Here is a 16,270-nt window from a genome sequence, read left to right on the forward strand (position 1 = left end):
TTGGATCGGCGGAAATGCACTCGGGAGTAGCTATGCCCGGCGCGGTTATTGCCCGAGATGGAACCGCGCGAACAACAACGCCTCGGCCAGGTCGCGGACCCGTTGCGCCGCGGTGACAGCGTGCCGGGTGTTGATCTCCAGCACGATCTGACCGGAAAAACCGTTGCTGACCAGCTTCTCGAGCAGCTCGGCGCAAGGCTGGCCGCCGCGGCCGGGCACCAGGTGTTCGTCCTTTGGGACGCCCGTGCCGTCGGCCAGGTGGACGTGCGAGAGGCCGTCACCCATCCGTTGCGCGAGCGCCAGCGCGTCCATCTCGGCTGCCGCTGTGTGGGACAGGTCGAGCGTGTAGTGCCGGAACCCGACGTCCGTCGGATCGATCGACGGCCGGAACGCAGACACGCGCGAATTCTTCGAACCACCGGGCGGCCGGACCTTGAACATGTTTTCCACGGCGATTTCGATCCCGCTCGACTCTTCCAGTTCGTCGACCAGATCGCCGAAGGCGTCCCCATACCGGCGCTGCCAGCGGAACGGCGGGTGCACCACCACCGTGCGCGCGCCGAGCTCGAGGGCGGCGTCGACCGACATCCTCAGCCGCACGACCGGGTCAGGCGACCAGATCCGCTGGGTGATCAGGAGTGACGGCGAGTGCACGGACAGCACGGGCACGCCGGTGCGCCGCGACCAGCGCCGCAGCGCCGTGACGTCCTGGCTGACCGGATCGGCCCAGACCATCACCTCGACGCCGTCGTAGCCGAGCTCGGCGGCCAGCTCGAAGGCCGTCCCCGCCTTGAGGGGCCACACGGACGCCGTGCTGAGTCCGACGGGGACCGGCTGCTCGTCTGTCACGCGCGCCATCCTGCCTCGTCACCCAGGGCAGGCGGCGCCGCCGGGCCGCTAAGGGGACGCGGATCACCGCGTCAGCGGCCGACGAGCAGCAGCGCTGCCGGCGAGACCGTCACCACCAAGCCCACGAGCACCGCCAGCACCGTCGTCTGCAGGTCTTCCGCGCGGCGGATCTTCCGCACGATCCAGACCAGCGCGACGACCACCAGCAGCGCGGCGATCAGCGCGGCGGCCGGGATGTTCACCCACAGCCAGTTGAAGCCGAGCCAGACGGCGGCCCCGCCGACGACGCCCATCGCCAGCTGGCCGGCCAGGGCCAGCCACTGCTTGCCGGGCGAAGCCGCGGGTTCCGGCGCCGCGGCCGGCTCGGGCGCGTCGTCGTACTCGTCGTCTTCGTAGCCTTCGCCCTGCTCGTAGGCGTAGTCGTCCTGCTCGAAGTCCGGGCCGTCCGCCGGGTAGTCGTCGGCGAACTCGCGCTCGTAGGGCGCGAGGTCGTCCGGGATCGGCGCCCGCGAGGCCCGGTCGCCGGGTGCGAACGGCATCGGCGGCGGGTACGTGCCGGTGGGCGGACCCGCGTCGTAGGCGGCCTGGTAGCCGCTGCTCTCGGGGGCGAAGCCGTCGGGCTCGAAGTCGTCCTCGGGGTAGCCGTCGTCCGGGGCGCCGGTGGTGGGCACCGCCGGCATGACGCCGATCTCGGTGTCCTCCATCTGCTCCTTCTGCCGCTGCTTGCGCCAGTTCGCCAGGCCGGCGGGCGAGGACGGCTTCGGCGGCTCGGGCTTCTTGGCCTTCTTCGACGGCGGCGGGGCGAGCGGCTCGTCGTCGGGGACCGCCGAGAACTGCTCGGTGTAGTCCTCGCGCTTCGGCTCCGGGCGGCGCGCCGGGGCGCGGCGCGAGCGGCCGGGCGCGGCGGGCGGCGGCGCGAACGCCCCGCTGGCCATCGGACCCGGCGGGACGTCGATGTCGGCGTCCGGGCTGCCGTTGAGGCCGTCGAGCCGGGCCGACAGCGGGCCGCCGGGCGGCGGCGTCGGCAGCTGCTGCGACGGCTGCGGCGGGACCGGCAGCTGCTGCGACGGCGGCGGCGGGCCGGGACGGCGCCGGACCGGCGGGACGGCCCCGCGGGTCTCGTCGGCCGCCGGCGGGACCGGCAACTGCTGCGACTGCTGCGGCGGCACCGGCAACTGCTGTGACGGCGGCGGCACCGGTAACTGCTGCGACGGCTGCGGCGGCACCGGCAGCTGCTGGGACGGCTTCGGCGGCACCGGCAGCTGCTTCGACGGCTGCGGAGGCGGGGGCTGGCGGCGCGGCGCGGCGCGCGGCGGCACCGGCAGCTGCGCGGACTCCTGCGGGCGTGCGAACTGGCCCGATTCCTGCGGCGGCCGGGCGTACTGGCCGGACTCCTGCGGGACCGGGCGGGCGTACTGGCCGGACTCGGCACCGCCGGGGACGGGCCGCGCCGGGGGCGGCGGCACCGGCCGGGGCAGCGGCTGGGAGTCCTGCGGGACCGCGCGAGGCGCGGGCGGCGGGGGCGGCGGCTCGGCGCGGCGCCGTCCGGCGGGCCGGGCGGGCGGTGCCGTCGGAGGCGGCGCGCCTTCGGACGCCACCCGGTCGATGATCGCCTGCGGGCCGGTGTCGCTCACGCCGGGCCGCCGGTGCGAACCGGTCGCGCCGGGCGGGGTTTCGGGGGTGCCGGGCTCGTCGTCGTCATCGACGGCACGCCGACGGCGACGGCGTCCGCCGTCGACCTGGGCCCCGTGCTGGGCGAGCAGCTCAGCCACGGTCTTCTGCGGCTGGTCGCCTCCGGTCTGGTCCGTCATACCTGGTGATCCCCTGCGCGCACCGTGTTGCCACTTGTGGCACCTCGAGAGTGGGTTCCCGACGGCACACCGGCGGCGCCGCGCGCGCTGTACACCGACCTCTGCATGTCCGTCACCTCTCCACCGTGCCCGTTATCCGTCCGGGAAGTCCAGCCGCGTGCTTTCACCGGTCCTCCTGTGCGCCGAAGCGCCCAGTGAGGGCGGCTCCAGTCTCATCCGCGCCGTTCGAATGGTCCAGCCGCCGCAGGATGACACCCTCTCGCAGAGCCCACGGGCAGATCTCGAGTTCCGGCACACCGAGCGCCCGCATCGTGGCCTGCGCGACGAGCGCACCCGCCACGAGCTGGTGCGATCGGCTCGAACTGACGCCTTCGAGCTGCGCGAGATCGGCCGAAGGCATCCGCGAAATGAAGGCCAGGAGCTGGCGCAATGCGGTGTCCGTGAGCGTACGTCGGACGCGCGGGCCCGCCGCCGAGGGGGCGGCGCCGGTCAGCCGGGCGAGCGAGCGGAACGTCTTCGACGTCGCCACGACCCGATCGGGGTCACCCCATTTGGTGACCTTGCGCGCGAGGTCGGTGAGCTGGTCGTCCAGCCACGCCGACGTCGCGACGAGCTCGGAGCGCGTCGGCGGGTCGTGCTTGAAGCGGGTGCGCGTGGTGCGGCCGGCGCCCAGGGGCAGCGATTCGGCCAGCACCGGCTCCTCGTCGCGGCCCATCGCGACCTCGAGGGAGCCGCCGCCGATGTCGAGCACCAGCAGTTGCCCGGCCGACCAGCCGTACCAGCGGCGGACGGCGAGGAACGTGAACCTCGCTTCGTCGGTGCCCGAAAGGACCTGCAGGTCGACACCGGTCTTGTCGGCCACGCGGGCCAGCACTTTGGCGGAGTTCTTCGCTTCGCGGACCGCGGACGTGGCGAACGCCATCAGCTCTTGGCAGCCGAGCCGCGCGGCGGCGTCCTTCGCGGATTCGACCGCGGTGACGAGGTCGTCGGCGCCGGCCTTGGAGAGCTCGCCACCGGGGGTGATCTGCTCGGCCAGCCGCAGCACGGACTTCTCGGAATGCATCGGCGTCGGGTGGGCGCCCCGATGGGCATCGACCACGAGCAGGTGGACGGTGTTGGAACCGACGTCGAGTACCCCTAGGCGCACGGGGGTCCAGGGTACCGGCCCCAGCCTCAGGTCTCGAACATGTAACCGAAAACACTCGGTGCGGCCACGGCGCCGCTCCCCCGCGAAGGCGATCCGGAGTGCGCACTCCAGGTCACTTTCACGTGAAAGTGCCCCCTGGAGTGCGCACTCCGGAACGGGGCACTTTCACGTGAAAGTGCCCGTTTTAGGTCTCGAACTTGTAGCCCAGGCCGCGGACTGTTACGAGGTGGCGGGGGGAGCCCGGGTCCGGTTCGATCTTCGAGCGGAGCCGCTTCACGTGGACGTCGAGCGTCTTGGTGTCGCCGACGTAGTCCGCGCCCCACACCCGGTCGATCAGCTGCCCGCGCGTCAACACCCGGCCGACGTTGCGGAGCAGGTACTCGAGCAGGTCGAACTCCTTGAGCGGGAGCGAGACCTCGGCGCCGTCGACGGTCACCACGTGCCGCTCGACGTCCATCCGGACCGGGCCGGCCGAGAGCACCAGCGGGGCCAGCTCGCCTTCCGAGCCGGGCTCGCCGCCGCGGCGCAGCACCGCGCGGACGCGGGCGATGAGCTCGCGGGCCGAGTACGGCTTGGTGACGTAGTCGTCCGCGCCCAGCTCCAGGCCCACGACCTTGTCGATCTCGCTGTCGCGCGCGGTCACCATGATGACCGGCACGGCCGAACGCTGGCGCAGCTGCTTGCAGACGTCGGTGCCGCTCATGCCGGGCAGCATGAGGTCGAGCAGCACGATGTCGGCGCCGTTGCGGTCGAACTCCTCCAGCGCGGCCTGGCCCGTCACGGCCACGGCCGCGGTGAACCCTTCCTTGCGCAGCAGGAAGGCGAGGGGGTCGGCGAACGACTCCTCGTCCTCGACGATGAGAACCCTGGTCACAGGTTTCCTCCATGATCTGGGCTGTCCTGCCCGGTAACCACGAGCCTCTGGGTGCGCTCGGGGGTCTTCTCCTGCCGCGGTGCCGGCGAGGTCTTTGCCGCCCGCGCCGGCTCCGGGGCCGGTTCGGGGCTGACGTGCGCGGGGATGCGCAGGGTGAACGTCGAGCCGGTGCCCTGACGGCTCCACAGCCCGACCGAGCCGCCGTGGTTGGCCGCGACGTGCTTGACGATCGCCAGGCCGAGGCCGGTGCCGCCGGTGGCGCGCGAGCGGGCCTTGTCGGCCCGGTAGAAGCGCTCGAACACGCGCTGCTGCTCGTCCTCGGCGATGCCGATGCCGCGGTCGGTGACGGCGATCTCGACCATCCCGTCGGCCAGCCGCCGGGAGATCGACACCGGGCTGCCGGCCGGCGAGTACGCGACGGCGTTCTCGAGCAGGTTCGACAGCGCGGTGACGAGCAGCGTGCGGTCGCCCTCGACGAGCAGGCCGCCGGGGTTGTCGGTGGTGATGCTGATGTCGGCGGACTCCGCCGAGAGTGTGGTCCGGCCGAGCGCCTCGCGGACGACCGCGTCGACCTCGACGACGTTGAGGTCCGGCAGCCGTTCGGCGCCCTGCAGCCGGGACAGCGCGATCAGCTCGGTGACGAGCTGGCCGAGCCGGGTGGACTCGCGCAGGATCTTGCCGCCGAAGCGGCGGACTTCCTCGACGTCCTCGGCGGCGTCGAGGACGGCCTCGGTGAGCAGCGCGATCGCGCCGACCGGGGTCTTGAGTTCGTGGCTGACGTTGGCGACGAAGTCGCGGCGCACGGCCTCCAGCCGGATGGCCTCGGAGTGGTCGACGGCCTCGACGACGGTGAAGCCGTCGCCGAGCGGCCGGACCTGGCCGAGCACCGCCTCCGGCTGGCGGCCGCGCGCTTCGAGCGGGGACAGGTCGATTTCCATCGGCTCGTCGGTCTCGACGACCTGCTCGGCGGCCTTGCGGGCCCGCGGGTCGGCCTGGTTGACCTTGACCAGGCCCAACTCGTAGGCGCGCGGGTTGTGCAGCACCATGTCGCCGAAGCGGTTGAGCACGACGACGCCGTTGTTCGAGGAGCGGACCAGCCGTTCGAGGAGCTCCGCGACGGTCGGGCCCGGCGGCCGGGCCTCTTCCCGGCGGGTGCGAGCCCGCGCCAGGAAGTAGCCGACCACCGCACCGGCCACCAGTGCGCCGATGGCCAGTGCAAGTGAAACAGGCGTGGTCACGGGCCGATCGTAAGCTGAGAAGTGGCCCTTCGGCCTAGCGTTGTCCGCCTTGTCGTGAGCACCGCGACACCTGCGGAGGACATGTTCGCCGGGGCTTCAGGCGGCGTTCACCCGATCGATTCCCCCGCGAGACATTCCGGCGAAATCACCCGAGCGCCTTCAGATCTTCGCCGGTGAGCTCCAGCGCCGCCGCGGCGACGTTCTGCTCGAGGTGCCCGACGTCGCCGGTGCCGGGGATGGCGAGCACGTGCGGTCCCTGGTGGAGGGTCCACGCGAGCCGCACCTGCGCCGGGGTGACGTCGTGGCGGCGGGCGACCTCGGCGACCCGCTCCTCCTCCCCCGTCCCGCTCGCGACGGCGAAGAACGGCACGAACGCGATCCCGCGCTCGGCGCACATCCGGACGAGTTCGTCGTCCTCGCGGCGGGCGGTGAGGCCGTACTGGTTCTGGACGCAGACGACGGGTGCGATCTCGAGGGCCTCGGTGAGGTGTTCCGGGCCGACGTTGGAGATGCCCAGCTCCCGGATCAGCCCGGCTTCGCGCAGTTCGGCGAGCGCGCCGAAGCCCTCGGCGAGCGAGCCGGTGCCGCGGTCGAGGGCCTGGCCGATCCGGTAGTTGACCACGTCGAGGTGGTCGAGGCCCAGCTCGCGCAGGTTCTCCTCGACCTGGGCGCGCAGCTGGTCCGGCCGGGCCGTGTAGAAGGTGCCTTCGTAGTCGCGGCCCGGGCCGATCTTGGTCGTGATCACGAGGTCGTCGTAGGGCGCCAGGGCGGTGTTGATCAGTTCGTTCGCCGAGCGCGGGCCGGCGAAGTAGAAGGCGGCCGTGTCGAAGTGGTTCACGCCCAGCTCGACGGCCCGGCGCAGCACGGCGAGCGACGTCTCGCGGGCGCGGATCCCGCCGTCCGAAGTGGACATCAGGCGCATGGCGCCAAAGCCGAGCCGGTTGACTTCGAAGGAGCCGAGCTTCCAGGTGCCCGCCGCGGCGGCGGGGGTGGCGGTGTTCGTGGTCATGGCTCCAGCCTTCCGGCGCAGCCCGCGCGACCTCCGGGTTTGGCAGTTTGCTGCCACACTGGAATACGTGGAAAAGGTGACTGACGTCGTCATGGTGCGCGGCGAAGCGGAGCTGTTCGAGCGGACGGCGCACCTGTTCGAGGTCGCCACGGAGATTTCCTGCGCGGCCCGTGACCTGCACACGTGGTCGGTGGCGCACCCGACCGCGCCCGCGCGCGAGCGGTCGGTGCGGGGGATGACGGTGCGCAAGGTCTACCTGCCCGGCGTGCTCTTCGACCCCGAACTGGCCGAGCACCTGCGGCAGATGGCCGCCGGCGGCGCCCGGATCCGGATCACCGAGCGCGAGATCAACGAGACGATCCTGCTCGACCGCCGCATCGCGATCGTGGCCGGCGACCACGTCGGCGGCGTCCGCGGCTACACGGTGATCAGCAACCCGGACCTGGTCCAGGGCATCCAGTCGCTGTTCGAAGCGGCCTGGCACGCCGCCACCGACCTCGAGTCCTACCAGGCGCGGTTCACCGAGCTGGGCGCGCGGGAGATCCTGGAACAGCTGGCGTCGGGCTGCAAGGACGAGACGGCGGCCCGGGTCCTCGGCCTCAGCCTGCGCACCTACCGGCGCCGGGTGGCGGAGCTGATGGAGCTGCTCGGCGCGTCGTCCCGCTTCCAGGCGGGCGCCCGGGCCCGTGAGGCCGGCCTCCTGCCCTGAAGTTCGTGAAGGCCACCTTGAGGAACTTGAAGTTCCTCAAGGTGGCCTTCACGAACTTGCGGGTCAGCGGCCCTGGTTCGCCACCGCGGCAGCGGCTTCCTTCGCGGCGGCCGGGTCGAGGTACTCGCCACCCGGCTTCACGGGCTGCAGGTCCTCCGTGAGGTCGTAGCGCAGCGGGATGCCGGTCGGGATGTTCAGCCCGGCGATGTCGGCGTCGGAGATGCCGTCGAGGTGCTTGACCAGCGCCCGCAGCGAGTTGCCGTGCGCGGCGACCAGCACGGTCTTGCCCGCGCGCAGGTCCGGCACGATTTCGGTCTCCCAGTACGGCAGCAGCCGCTCGACGACGTCCTTCAGGCACTCGGTCAGCGGCGCCCGGTCGCCGAGGTCGGCGTAGCGGGGGTCGCCGACCTGGCTCCACTGGTCCTTCGGGTCGATCGGCGGCGGCGGGGTGTCGTACGAGCGGCGCCAGAGCATGAACTGCTCCTCGCCGAACTCGCTCAGGGTCTGCTTCTTGTCCTTGCCCTGCAGCGCGCCGTAGTGGCGCTCGTTGAGGCGCCAGTCGCGCTTCACCGGGATCCAGTGCCGGTCGGCGGCGTCCAGCGCGATGTTCGCGGTGGAGATCGCGCGGCGCAGCAGCGAGGTGTGCACCACGTCCGGGAGCAGCCCGGCGTCGGCCAGCAGCCGGCCGCCCTGGCGGGCCTCGCCCTCGCCCTGCTCCGAAAGCGGTACGTCCACCCAGCCGGTGAACAGGTTTTCCGCGTTCCACGTGCTCTGCCCGTGCCGCAGCAGCACCAACGTCCCAATCTCGGCCATGCCCGACAGCCTGCCAGAACGCACCACGCAACCGACTGGTGACCTCTACCGCACCGGTCGTCCTACCCAGAGTGTGTTACTCCGGAGTAACAGCTCACTCTTCAACAAGTCCACCTGCCAACAACGCGCAAAAATTCCGCCGGACACTGCACACCGTTATCGACATTTCGAAAATTCACTCGAACGGGCTAGCCAGTAGCCTTGTGATTACCGGGCGGGATCTGACAGGTTGACTACGTCCCGAGCGGCTGGATTCCACGCACTCCCCGGCCGATTCGGGCATCGACCGCGGCTCGTCTCCCCCCTGCCGAGCCGCGGCCCGCCGGCCCCGTTGACACCCCCCTCGTCACCGGGTCCTGATCGGCGGGAACTTCAGCGGGGCGGCTCGAGATCGCGACTCCCCCTCCCTCGAGCCGTCCCGCCTGTTCCGCTCAGCTCTCGCTCGGCTCCGGCGCCGCGGCCACCGGACGGCGACGGCGGTGCAGCCACCAGCCGAGCCAGCCCAGCGGCACGACGAACAGCAGGAACGGCGCGATCGCGCCCAGCACCGTCAGCAGGCCGCCGCCGAAGACGAGAAACGCGTGCCAGCCACCGGCCAGCCCGCCGAGGAACCCGCTGTGGTCTTCTCCCGGCGGAGGCGGTGCGGCCACACTGCGGATCGTCATCGCCACCGTCGCCATCGCGACGCTGCCGGCGAGAGAGTTCCGCTGCTGCTCGAGCGATTCGAGCGTCGCCTCGCGGCTCGTCAGCTCACTCTCGACCGAAGCGATCTCGGACACCGACGTCGCCCGCGCGAGCAACGCGCGGATCCGCTCCACCGACGCCCGCTGCGTCGCCAGCCGCGCCTCGACGTCGACGACCCGTTCGGTCACGTCCTGGGTGTTCAGCTCCCGCTTCACCAGGCTGCCCAGGTGCGAGAGCTGGTCCAGCGCGCCGTCGAGCTTGTCCGCGGGCACCGCGAGGTTGAGCGTCGCCAGCTCTTCGCCGGTGCTCTCCTGCCCGGTGTAGCCGCCGGCGCCCTGCGCGATCCCGCGAGCCTGCGCGACCACGTCGGCGACCTTGGGGGCGGTCAGTTCGAGCCGGGCGCTGCGGGCGAGCTTGCGGTCGGTGGCGCCCGGCTGCGGCGGGGTCACCTTCTCCTGCCCGGGCTTGCCGCTGCCCTGCTGCGGCTCGGCCGGCACCGGCCCGGAGCCGGCACTGTCCGCCATGGACGATTTGCCCTCCTGGGCCGCCGAGCAGCCGGCCAGCACGAACGCCACGGCCACGGCCACGAGCCCGGCTCTCCATCGAGTCCGCATCCTGCGTCTCCCTCCAGTTTCGACTGGCGAGGAGACGGATGTCCGGTTCAGGGCCGTTGCACGGCCCGGGTCACGACTCGGTCAAGCCTGATTCGTGCGGCTTCCCGGGCGTGACGAGGTGCTTGAACGCCTGCAGGTTGGCCAAGGATTCACCGCGGGAGACGCGCCAGTCCCATTCGCGCTTGATCGACGTCGCGAAGCCGATCTCCAGCAGCGTGTTGAAGTCGCCGTCGGCCGCTTCCAGCACCTGGCCGAGCACCTTGTCGAGCTCGTCGGCGGACATCGTCTCCTTGCCGAACCGGCCGACCAGGTAGATGTCCCCGAGACTGTCCACTGTGTAGTGGACGCCGTAGAGCTTCGCGTTGCGCTGCAACAGGAACCGGTAAACGTCCTCATGGGACTCATCGGGACGGCGGCAGACGAAGGCCTCCACCGAAAACGCGTGGTCGCCGTCGACCAGCCACGCGTTCGTCTGCAGCTTCTTCGTTCCCGGCAAGGTGACGAAGTACTTGCCCGGTCCGCGCCGGTCGTACTTCAGCTCCGCCGAGTCCAAAGTAGACCGAATCAGCTCGTCCAGGCTCACACCGCCACCTCCGTGCGCAGGTCCAGCGCGTGCCGGAACGCGCCGGTGGCCTGAGCATAGATGTCCAGGAGCGCGTCCGTCGTCCGGCGCCAGGAGAACCGGCGCGCGTGCACGACGGCGTTGGCACCGAGTTCGGCGCACCGGTCCGGGCGCAGCGCGACGGCGGCCAGTGCGTCCGCCCACTCGTCGGCGCCGTGCCCCGGCACCAGCAGCCCGGAGACCCCGTGCGGCACCGCCACCGGCAGCCCGCCGACCTCGGCGGCGACCACGGGCGTCCCGCAGGCCTGCGCCTCGAGGGCGACCAGGCCGAACGACTCGTTGTAACTCGGCACCGCGACGACGTCGGCGGCGCGGAAGACGCGGGCGAGGCGCTCGCCCGGCTGCGGCGGCAGGAACCGGACCTGCCGCTCGATGCCGAGCGCAACGGCCAGCTCGCGCAGGGCCTGCGGCTGCTCCAGCCCGGTTCCCGACGGCCCGCCGACGATCAGCACGACCAGCCGGGAGGCCAGCTCGGGACGGCGGCGCAGCATCGCGGCCGCGGCGTGCAGCAGCACGTCCGGCGCCTTGAGCGGCTGGATCCGGCCGGCGAAGGCAAGCACGACGTCGTCGTCGGCCAGCCCCAGCTCCGCGCGCGCGACGGACTGGGAGCCCGGCGTGAAGCGTTCGAGGTCGACGCCCGGCGGCACGGCGTGCACCGCGTCCGGCGAGGCGTCGTAGAGGTCGATGAGCTGGCGCGCCTCGACCGCGGTGTTGGCGACCAGCCGGTCGGCCTCGGCGACCACCTGCTCCTCGCCGATCACCCGGGTGCGCGGCTCGGGCTTGTCGCCGTCGGCGAGCGCGGCGTTCTTCACCTTCGCCAGGGTGTGCGCGGTGTGCACGAGCGGCACGGACCAGCGGTCGCGGGCGAGCCAGCCGACCTGGCCCGAGAGCCAGTAGTGCGAGTGGATGAGGTCGTAGTGACCGGGCTCGTGGAAGGCCTCGGTCCGCAGCACGCCGGAGGTGAACGCGCACAGCTGGGCGGGCAGCTCGTCGCGGCTCAGCGGCTCGAACGGGCCGGCCTGCACGTGCCGCACGGTCACCCCGGGCGCCAGCTCGGCCACCGGCGGCTGGCCGGACGCGGTCGCGCGGGTGAACACCTCGACCTCGACGCCGCGGCGGGCCATCTCGATCGCGGTCTGGCTGACGTAGACGTTCAGCCCGCCCGCGTCGCCGGTTCCGGGCTGTTCGAGTGGGGAGGTGTGTACGGACAAAACCGCGATCCGGCGCGGCACAGCCCGGAACCTCCGGATGGAGCTGGTCACCTGGTCACGTCTCCCGCGTACTTCAGCATTCCTCGGCGAACTGCCGGAGCACCGCGTCGAACTCGGCCGCGGACTCGGCGAAGGGCGCATGCCCCCCACCGGTGAACCAACGTCGGGTGGCACCCGGAATCTTCCCCAGGGCGTACTCGGCGGCCGAGGGATCGATCACACCATCGTGCGAGCCGTGCAGGACCAGGGTGGGTTTGTCGATCCCGGCCAGCACTTCTTCGCTGCCGACGTCCCGCCGGAACAGGGCCGAGCGGACCGAAGGCGGCACGCTGAGAGAGGCCCCCAGCAGGGCCTGCGCCTGCGTGTCGGGCACCGGGGTGGCGGCCATGTCCCGGGTGAACGCGGTCAAGGCCGGGACCGCGATGTCCGGATCGTCCGAAAGCATCGCCCGCATGTGCTCGCGCATCAGCGCGCCGACGCGTCCGCCCGGCCGGTCGCGGCCGATTTCGGTGATGGCGCCGACCAGCACGAGTCCGCGCAGCCGTGCGGTGCCGTGCACCCGGAGGTGGTCGGCCAGCACCAGGCCGCCGTAGGACCAGGCGACGACGATCGCGTCCGGGCCGGCGAAGTCGAGCACCGCCGCGAGGTCGTCGGCCCAGGCGTGGGGATCGTCATACCCGGTGATCGGGACATCCGAGGCGCCGTGGCCCCGGAGGTCCATGGCCACCAGGCGGAACCGCTCGGTCAGGGCCGGATCGGCGAGCTGCGCCGCCCAGCACCCCGCCGACTGCGCCCAGCCGTGCACGAACACGATCGGACGGCTGTTCTGCTCACCCTCGACCCGCAGGCCGAGCCGGACCCCGCCGTGCCCGACGACTTCGGTGCGCACGGGTTACTTGGCACCCAGCCCTTGCCAGGCCGCCCAGCTGAAGTTCCAGTCCTTGACGTCCGAGTTCATCGGCGGGGACAGCTTCGAGCCGGTGACCTCGACCGGGTCGCCGATCAGCGCCGAGTCGAAGTAGTCCTTGGCGTCGGCTTCGAGCAGGTTGACGCAGCCGTGGGAGTTGTTGGTCTTCCCGATGTTGGCCGCGTTGTCCTGGTTCTCGTGGATGTACTCGCCGTGGTTGGAGAAGCGGCAGGCCCACTTCTTGTTGATGTTCGTGTAGCCGTAGCGGGCGTTGTCGAACACCGCCGTCGGCTCCCTGGTCATGATGATGTAGGTGCCGTTCGGGGTGTTGCGGTCGACCTCGGCGTCCAGCCCGTTGGCGCACGGGTAGCTCTTGACCTGCGACCCGTTGTGGAAGACGCGCATCTGGTGGTCCGGGGTGTTGACCTTGACCACCTGGTTGCGGCCGATCTTGAACTTCGTGGTGACGTCGGCCTTGCCGTACGCGCCGCCGCCCAGATCGACGCCGTACAGCTTCGCTTCGACGTTCACGGTGATGTTCTCCGGCCAGTACTCCTTCGGCCGGTAGTCGACCTGGCTGTCGGACAGCCAGCCCCACGCGCCCTCGACCTTCTTGTCCGTCTTCACCGACAGGGCCTTCTCGACCGCCTTGCGGTCCTTCACCGGCGACGCGAACTTGACGCTGATCGGCATGGCCACGCCGACGGTCTGGTTGTCGGCCGGGTTCAGCGTGGCGCGGACCTGCTTGGCCGGGGCGATGGTGGAGAACTTGCCGGTGAACTCGACCGGCTTGCCGTCGCTGCCGGTGGCCTTGGCCGAGTACGTGTAGGTCTTGCCGTAGCCGAGCGGCTCGGAGCTGGTCCAGGTGAGGCCGTCGGGCGAGAGGTCGCCCTTGACGTCCTTGCCGCCGTCGGCAGTCAGCTTGCACTCGGTGAGCTTGCCGTCGGCGACCTTGAGCACGGCGGGCTTGAGCACCGCGACGTCCTTGGCGTCGGCGGCGGGCTCGGCCGTGATCTTCGCCACGGGCTTCGCGCCACCTTCGCCATCGGCGCCTGCCGCGCCGGTGGGCAGCGCGTTGCCGCCGTTCTCGCTCGAACACGCCGCGGCGACCAGAGCGGCTCCAGCCGCCAGAGCAGCCTTGAAGACCGTACGCCGTTCGATCACCGAAAACCTCCTGGAATCCCCCGCCGACCAGCGGGCACACGCCTTTAGCGCTGGTGACCCAGCCGACGTTACCTGGCGGAAGGTAAAGACCAACCGTTCAGGTGGCGGACGTCTTTGTCGACAAAGACGTCCTACACACGTACGGGTTGCCCGGTTCGGCTCAAATCACGCAGTTGATCAGCAGCGGTTCGGGGTGCAACCGGACGCCGAAGCGCACCTGGACGCCGTCGCGGACCTCGCGGGCCAGGGCGAGCAGGTCTTCCGTCGTCGCGTCGCCGCGGTTGGTCAGCGCCAGGGTGTGCTTCGTCGACAGCGAAACCCGGTTCCCCGGACCGGGGTACCCCTTGGCGAAGCCGGCGCGCTCGATCAGCCAGGCCGCGGACAGCTTGACGCCGCCGTCGGCCGGGTACTGCGGCGCCTCGGCGCCGACGACCGACGTGATCCGCTCGAGGACCGCTTCGGCCTCGGCGCCCGGCACGATCGGGTTGGTGAAGAACGAGCCGGCGCTCCAGGTGTCGTGGTCGGCCGGGTCGAGCACCATGCCCTTGCCCCGGCGCAGCTCGAGGACGGCTTCGCGGGCGTCGGCGGCCGGGACGCGGGCACCGATCCCGACGCCGAGCGTGCGCGCCAGCTCGGCGTAGCGGATGGGCGCGGAGAGGCCGTCTTCGCGGACCTCGAAGCGGACCGAGAGGACGACGCCGGTGTCCGTGCCCTTGAGGACACTGGTGCGGTAGGCGAAGCCGAGTTCGTCGGCCTTGAGCGTGCGCACTTCGCGCGTCCCGCGGTCGTACAGCTCCACCGAGACGATCGACTCGGCGACCTCGCAGCCGTACGCGCCGACGTTCTGGATCGGCGTCGCCCCGACGCTGCCGGGGATGCCGGAGAGGCATTCGAGCCCGCCGAGACCCGCTTCGACCAGGCCGGCGACGAAGGCGTCCCAGTTCTGGCCGGCTTCGACCGCTACGACGTCCCCGTCGCGGCGCCAGCCGGTGTTCGCCACCTCGACGAGCGTGCCGTCGAACCCCGCGTCGCCGACCACCAGGTTGGAGCCGCCGCCGAGCAGCAGCACCGGCTCGCCCGCCGCGTCCGCCTCGTGGACCGCCGCGACGAGGTCTTCGCTGGTCACGGCGCTGACGAACCGGCGGGCCGGGCCGCCGAGGCGCAGCGTGGTGTACGCGGCGAGCCTCGGGAGTGCGGGAGTTCGGGCGGAGTTCACGCGTCTGACGGTACTGTCCGGCTCATGGGATCCCGGATCGAGCACCGCGCTGAGTTCACCGCCGACGTCGCGTCCACGTACGCGGCCGTCGCCGGTGAGGCGGCGCTGCGGGCGCGCCTGGAGCAGCTCGGCGGGCACAGCGCGGCGCTCCTGTCGTACGAGGTCTCCGGTTCGGACCTGCGGTACCAGCTGCGGCAGGGCATCAGCGCCGACAAGCTGCCGCAAGCGGTCCGGACCCTGCACAAGGGCGACCTGCTGGTGACCCGCACGCAGACCTGGCGCGTGAGCAACGACGGCACCGGCCACCAGGGCAACGCCACGGTCGAGGTCGGCGGTGTCCCGGGCGAGATCACCGCGCGGACGGCGTTGCTGGCCAACGGCGGCAAGACCGTGCTGCGGATCAGCGGCGAGGTGACGGTCCGGATCCCGCTGTTCGGCGGGAAGCTGGAGAGCGTGATCGCCGAGCAGGTCACGAAGCTGCTGGAGCACGAGTCCGAATTCACGGCGAAGTGGCTCACCGACCAAAACTGACCCCGGTCGGCGCGCCGACGCGCGGCACGACCAACCCGAACCGCCTGCGCCGGGTCGACCGCTGGATCGCGTCCGCGCCGGCCACGTCCCGGCTGCTGCGCTCGGCCGACGCACCCCTGGTCGTCGACCTCGGGTACGGCGCTTCCCCGGTGACGACGGTCGAGCTGGCCCGGTGGCTGCGGCGGGTCCGTCCCGACGTCCGGGTGCTGGGCCTCGAGCTGGATCCCGAGCGGGTGGCTTTCGCGCAGTCCGCCGCGGCGCCGCCGTTGCTGGACTTCCGCCGCGGCGGGTTCGAGCTGGCCGGGACGCGGCCGGTGCTGGTGCGGGCGTTCAACGTGCTCCGGCAGTACGCGGAGGACGAGGTCGCGGGCGCGTGGGGCCTGATGCTGGACTCGATGCCCGCCGAGGGCCTGCTGGTCGAAGGCACCTGCGACGAGATCGGGCGGCTGTCGACGTGGGTGCTGGTCTCGCGGGCCGGGCCGGTTTCGCTGACGCTGTCGATGCGCCTGGCCGGGCTGGAGAAGCCGTCCACCATCGCCGAGCGGCTGCCGAAGGCGCTGATCCACCGGAACGTGCCCGGCGAGCGCGTCCACGCACTGTTGACGGCTCTCGACGCCGGCTGGGCCACGGCCGCCCCGCACCAGTCCTTCGGGGTCCGGTCGCGCTGGCTGGAGACGGTCCGCCGGCTCGCCGCGCGGGGCTGGCCGGTGCTGGGCCCGCCGTCCCGGATCCGTCTCGGCGAGCTGACCGTCCCCTGGTCCGCGGTCGCCCCGACGTCTTGAATGACTCATTCAAGACCTCCGACGCCAGGAATGAGTCATTCAAGACAGCCTGTTCACCGCGCCACCCCCGCTGCGTCACCCCGAAGTGA

General features: G+C 71.7%; 16 protein-coding genes. 3 read left to right on the forward strand and 13 right to left on the reverse strand.

Annotation, left to right across the window (positions count from 1 at the left end):
• Positions 1 to 45: 45 nt before the first annotated feature.
• The 6 genes from ACLJQF_RS05455 to ACLJQF_RS05480 form a co-directional block, all read right to left on the reverse strand.
• Entirely contained in the window at positions 46 to 858 is an 813-nt protein-coding gene (locus tag ACLJQF_RS05455; RefSeq protein ID WP_410607090.1) for a sugar phosphate isomerase/epimerase family protein, read from the reverse strand.
• A 62-nt stretch (positions 859 to 920) separates the two neighbouring features.
• Complete coding sequence (locus ACLJQF_RS05460; protein WP_410607091.1) at positions 921 to 2,660, reverse strand: hypothetical protein; 1,740 nt, start codon at positions 2,658 to 2,660, stop codon at positions 921 to 923.
• A gap of 163 nt (positions 2,661 to 2,823) precedes the next feature.
• Entirely contained in the window at positions 2,824 to 3,807 is a 984-nt protein-coding gene (locus ACLJQF_RS05465) for a hypothetical protein (protein WP_410607092.1), read from the reverse strand.
• A 184-nt stretch (positions 3,808 to 3,991) separates the two neighbouring features.
• Positions 3,992 to 4,681 (reverse strand): response regulator, encoded by a 690-nt coding sequence (locus ACLJQF_RS05470; RefSeq protein ID WP_410607093.1) that lies wholly within the window; start codon positions 4,679 to 4,681, stop codon positions 3,992 to 3,994.
• Positions 4,678 to 5,919, reverse strand: a complete 1,242-nt coding sequence (locus ACLJQF_RS05475) for a sensor histidine kinase (protein WP_410607094.1) — start codon at positions 5,917 to 5,919, stop codon at positions 4,678 to 4,680. Before ACLJQF_RS05475 ends, ACLJQF_RS05470 begins: the two co-directional genes overlap by 4 nt.
• A 145-nt stretch (positions 5,920 to 6,064) precedes the next feature.
• Positions 6,065 to 6,928 (reverse strand): oxidoreductase, encoded by an 864-nt coding sequence (locus ACLJQF_RS05480; protein WP_410607095.1) that lies wholly within the window; start codon positions 6,926 to 6,928, stop codon positions 6,065 to 6,067.
• 67 nt (positions 6,929 to 6,995) lie between these two features.
• Between ACLJQF_RS05480 and ACLJQF_RS05485 the strand changes: the two genes are divergently transcribed.
• Positions 6,996 to 7,637, forward strand: coding sequence for a DNA-binding response regulator (locus tag ACLJQF_RS05485; protein ID WP_410607096.1), 642 nt, complete (start codon positions 6,996 to 6,998; stop codon positions 7,635 to 7,637).
• Between the two features lie 63 nt (positions 7,638 to 7,700).
• Here the strand turns inward: ACLJQF_RS05485 and ACLJQF_RS05490 are convergent, their stop codons facing one another.
• From ACLJQF_RS05490 to ACLJQF_RS05520, 7 genes are all read right to left on the reverse strand, one after another.
• A complete protein-coding gene (locus tag ACLJQF_RS05490; RefSeq protein ID WP_410607097.1) occupies positions 7,701 to 8,450 on the reverse strand; it encodes a phosphoglyceromutase in 750 nt (249 codons plus the stop codon).
• Between the two features lie 431 nt (positions 8,451 to 8,881).
• Entirely contained in the window at positions 8,882 to 9,748 is an 867-nt protein-coding gene (locus ACLJQF_RS05495) for a DUF4349 domain-containing protein (protein WP_410607098.1), read from the reverse strand.
• Positions 9,749 to 9,818: 70 nt separating this feature from the next.
• Positions 9,819 to 10,331: a YbjN domain-containing protein gene (locus tag ACLJQF_RS05500; RefSeq protein ID WP_410607099.1), complete on the reverse strand. Its 513-nt coding sequence runs from the start codon at positions 10,329 to 10,331 to the stop codon at positions 9,819 to 9,821.
• Positions 10,328 to 11,632, reverse strand: coding sequence for a D-inositol-3-phosphate glycosyltransferase (gene mshA / locus ACLJQF_RS05505; RefSeq protein WP_410607100.1), 1,305 nt, complete (start codon positions 11,630 to 11,632; stop codon positions 10,328 to 10,330). The genes ACLJQF_RS05500 and mshA overlap by 4 nt, the downstream gene beginning before the upstream one ends.
• Positions 11,633 to 11,654: 22 nt before the next feature.
• The gene (locus tag ACLJQF_RS05510; protein WP_410607101.1) at positions 11,655 to 12,470 is read right to left on the reverse strand and encodes an alpha/beta fold hydrolase; all 816 of its coding nucleotides are present in this window, start codon (positions 12,468 to 12,470) and stop codon (positions 11,655 to 11,657) included.
• A gap of 3 nt (positions 12,471 to 12,473) precedes the next feature.
• Positions 12,474 to 13,652, reverse strand: coding sequence for a L,D-transpeptidase (locus ACLJQF_RS05515; RefSeq protein WP_410607102.1), 1,179 nt, complete (start codon positions 13,650 to 13,652; stop codon positions 12,474 to 12,476).
• A gap of 160 nt (positions 13,653 to 13,812) precedes the next feature.
• Positions 13,813 to 14,868: a UDP-N-acetylmuramate dehydrogenase gene (locus tag ACLJQF_RS05520; RefSeq protein WP_410607103.1), complete on the reverse strand. Its 1,056-nt coding sequence runs from the start codon at positions 14,866 to 14,868 to the stop codon at positions 13,813 to 13,815.
• Between the two features lie 24 nt (positions 14,869 to 14,892).
• On the opposite strand from ACLJQF_RS05520, the gene ACLJQF_RS05525 reads away from it, so the two are divergent.
• Entirely contained in the window at positions 14,893 to 15,399 is a 507-nt protein-coding gene (locus ACLJQF_RS05525; RefSeq protein WP_410607104.1) for a DUF2505 domain-containing protein, read from the forward strand.
• Positions 15,378 to 16,181, forward strand: coding sequence for a class I SAM-dependent methyltransferase (locus ACLJQF_RS05530; RefSeq protein ID WP_410607105.1), 804 nt, complete (start codon positions 15,378 to 15,380; stop codon positions 16,179 to 16,181). Before ACLJQF_RS05525 ends, ACLJQF_RS05530 begins: the two co-directional genes overlap by 22 nt.
• Positions 16,182 to 16,270: the final 89 nt, after the last annotated feature.

The organism is Amycolatopsis sp. lyj-109, assembly GCF_046548995.1.
Taxonomy (GTDB): domain Bacteria; phylum Actinomycetota; class Actinomycetes; order Mycobacteriales; family Pseudonocardiaceae; genus Amycolatopsis.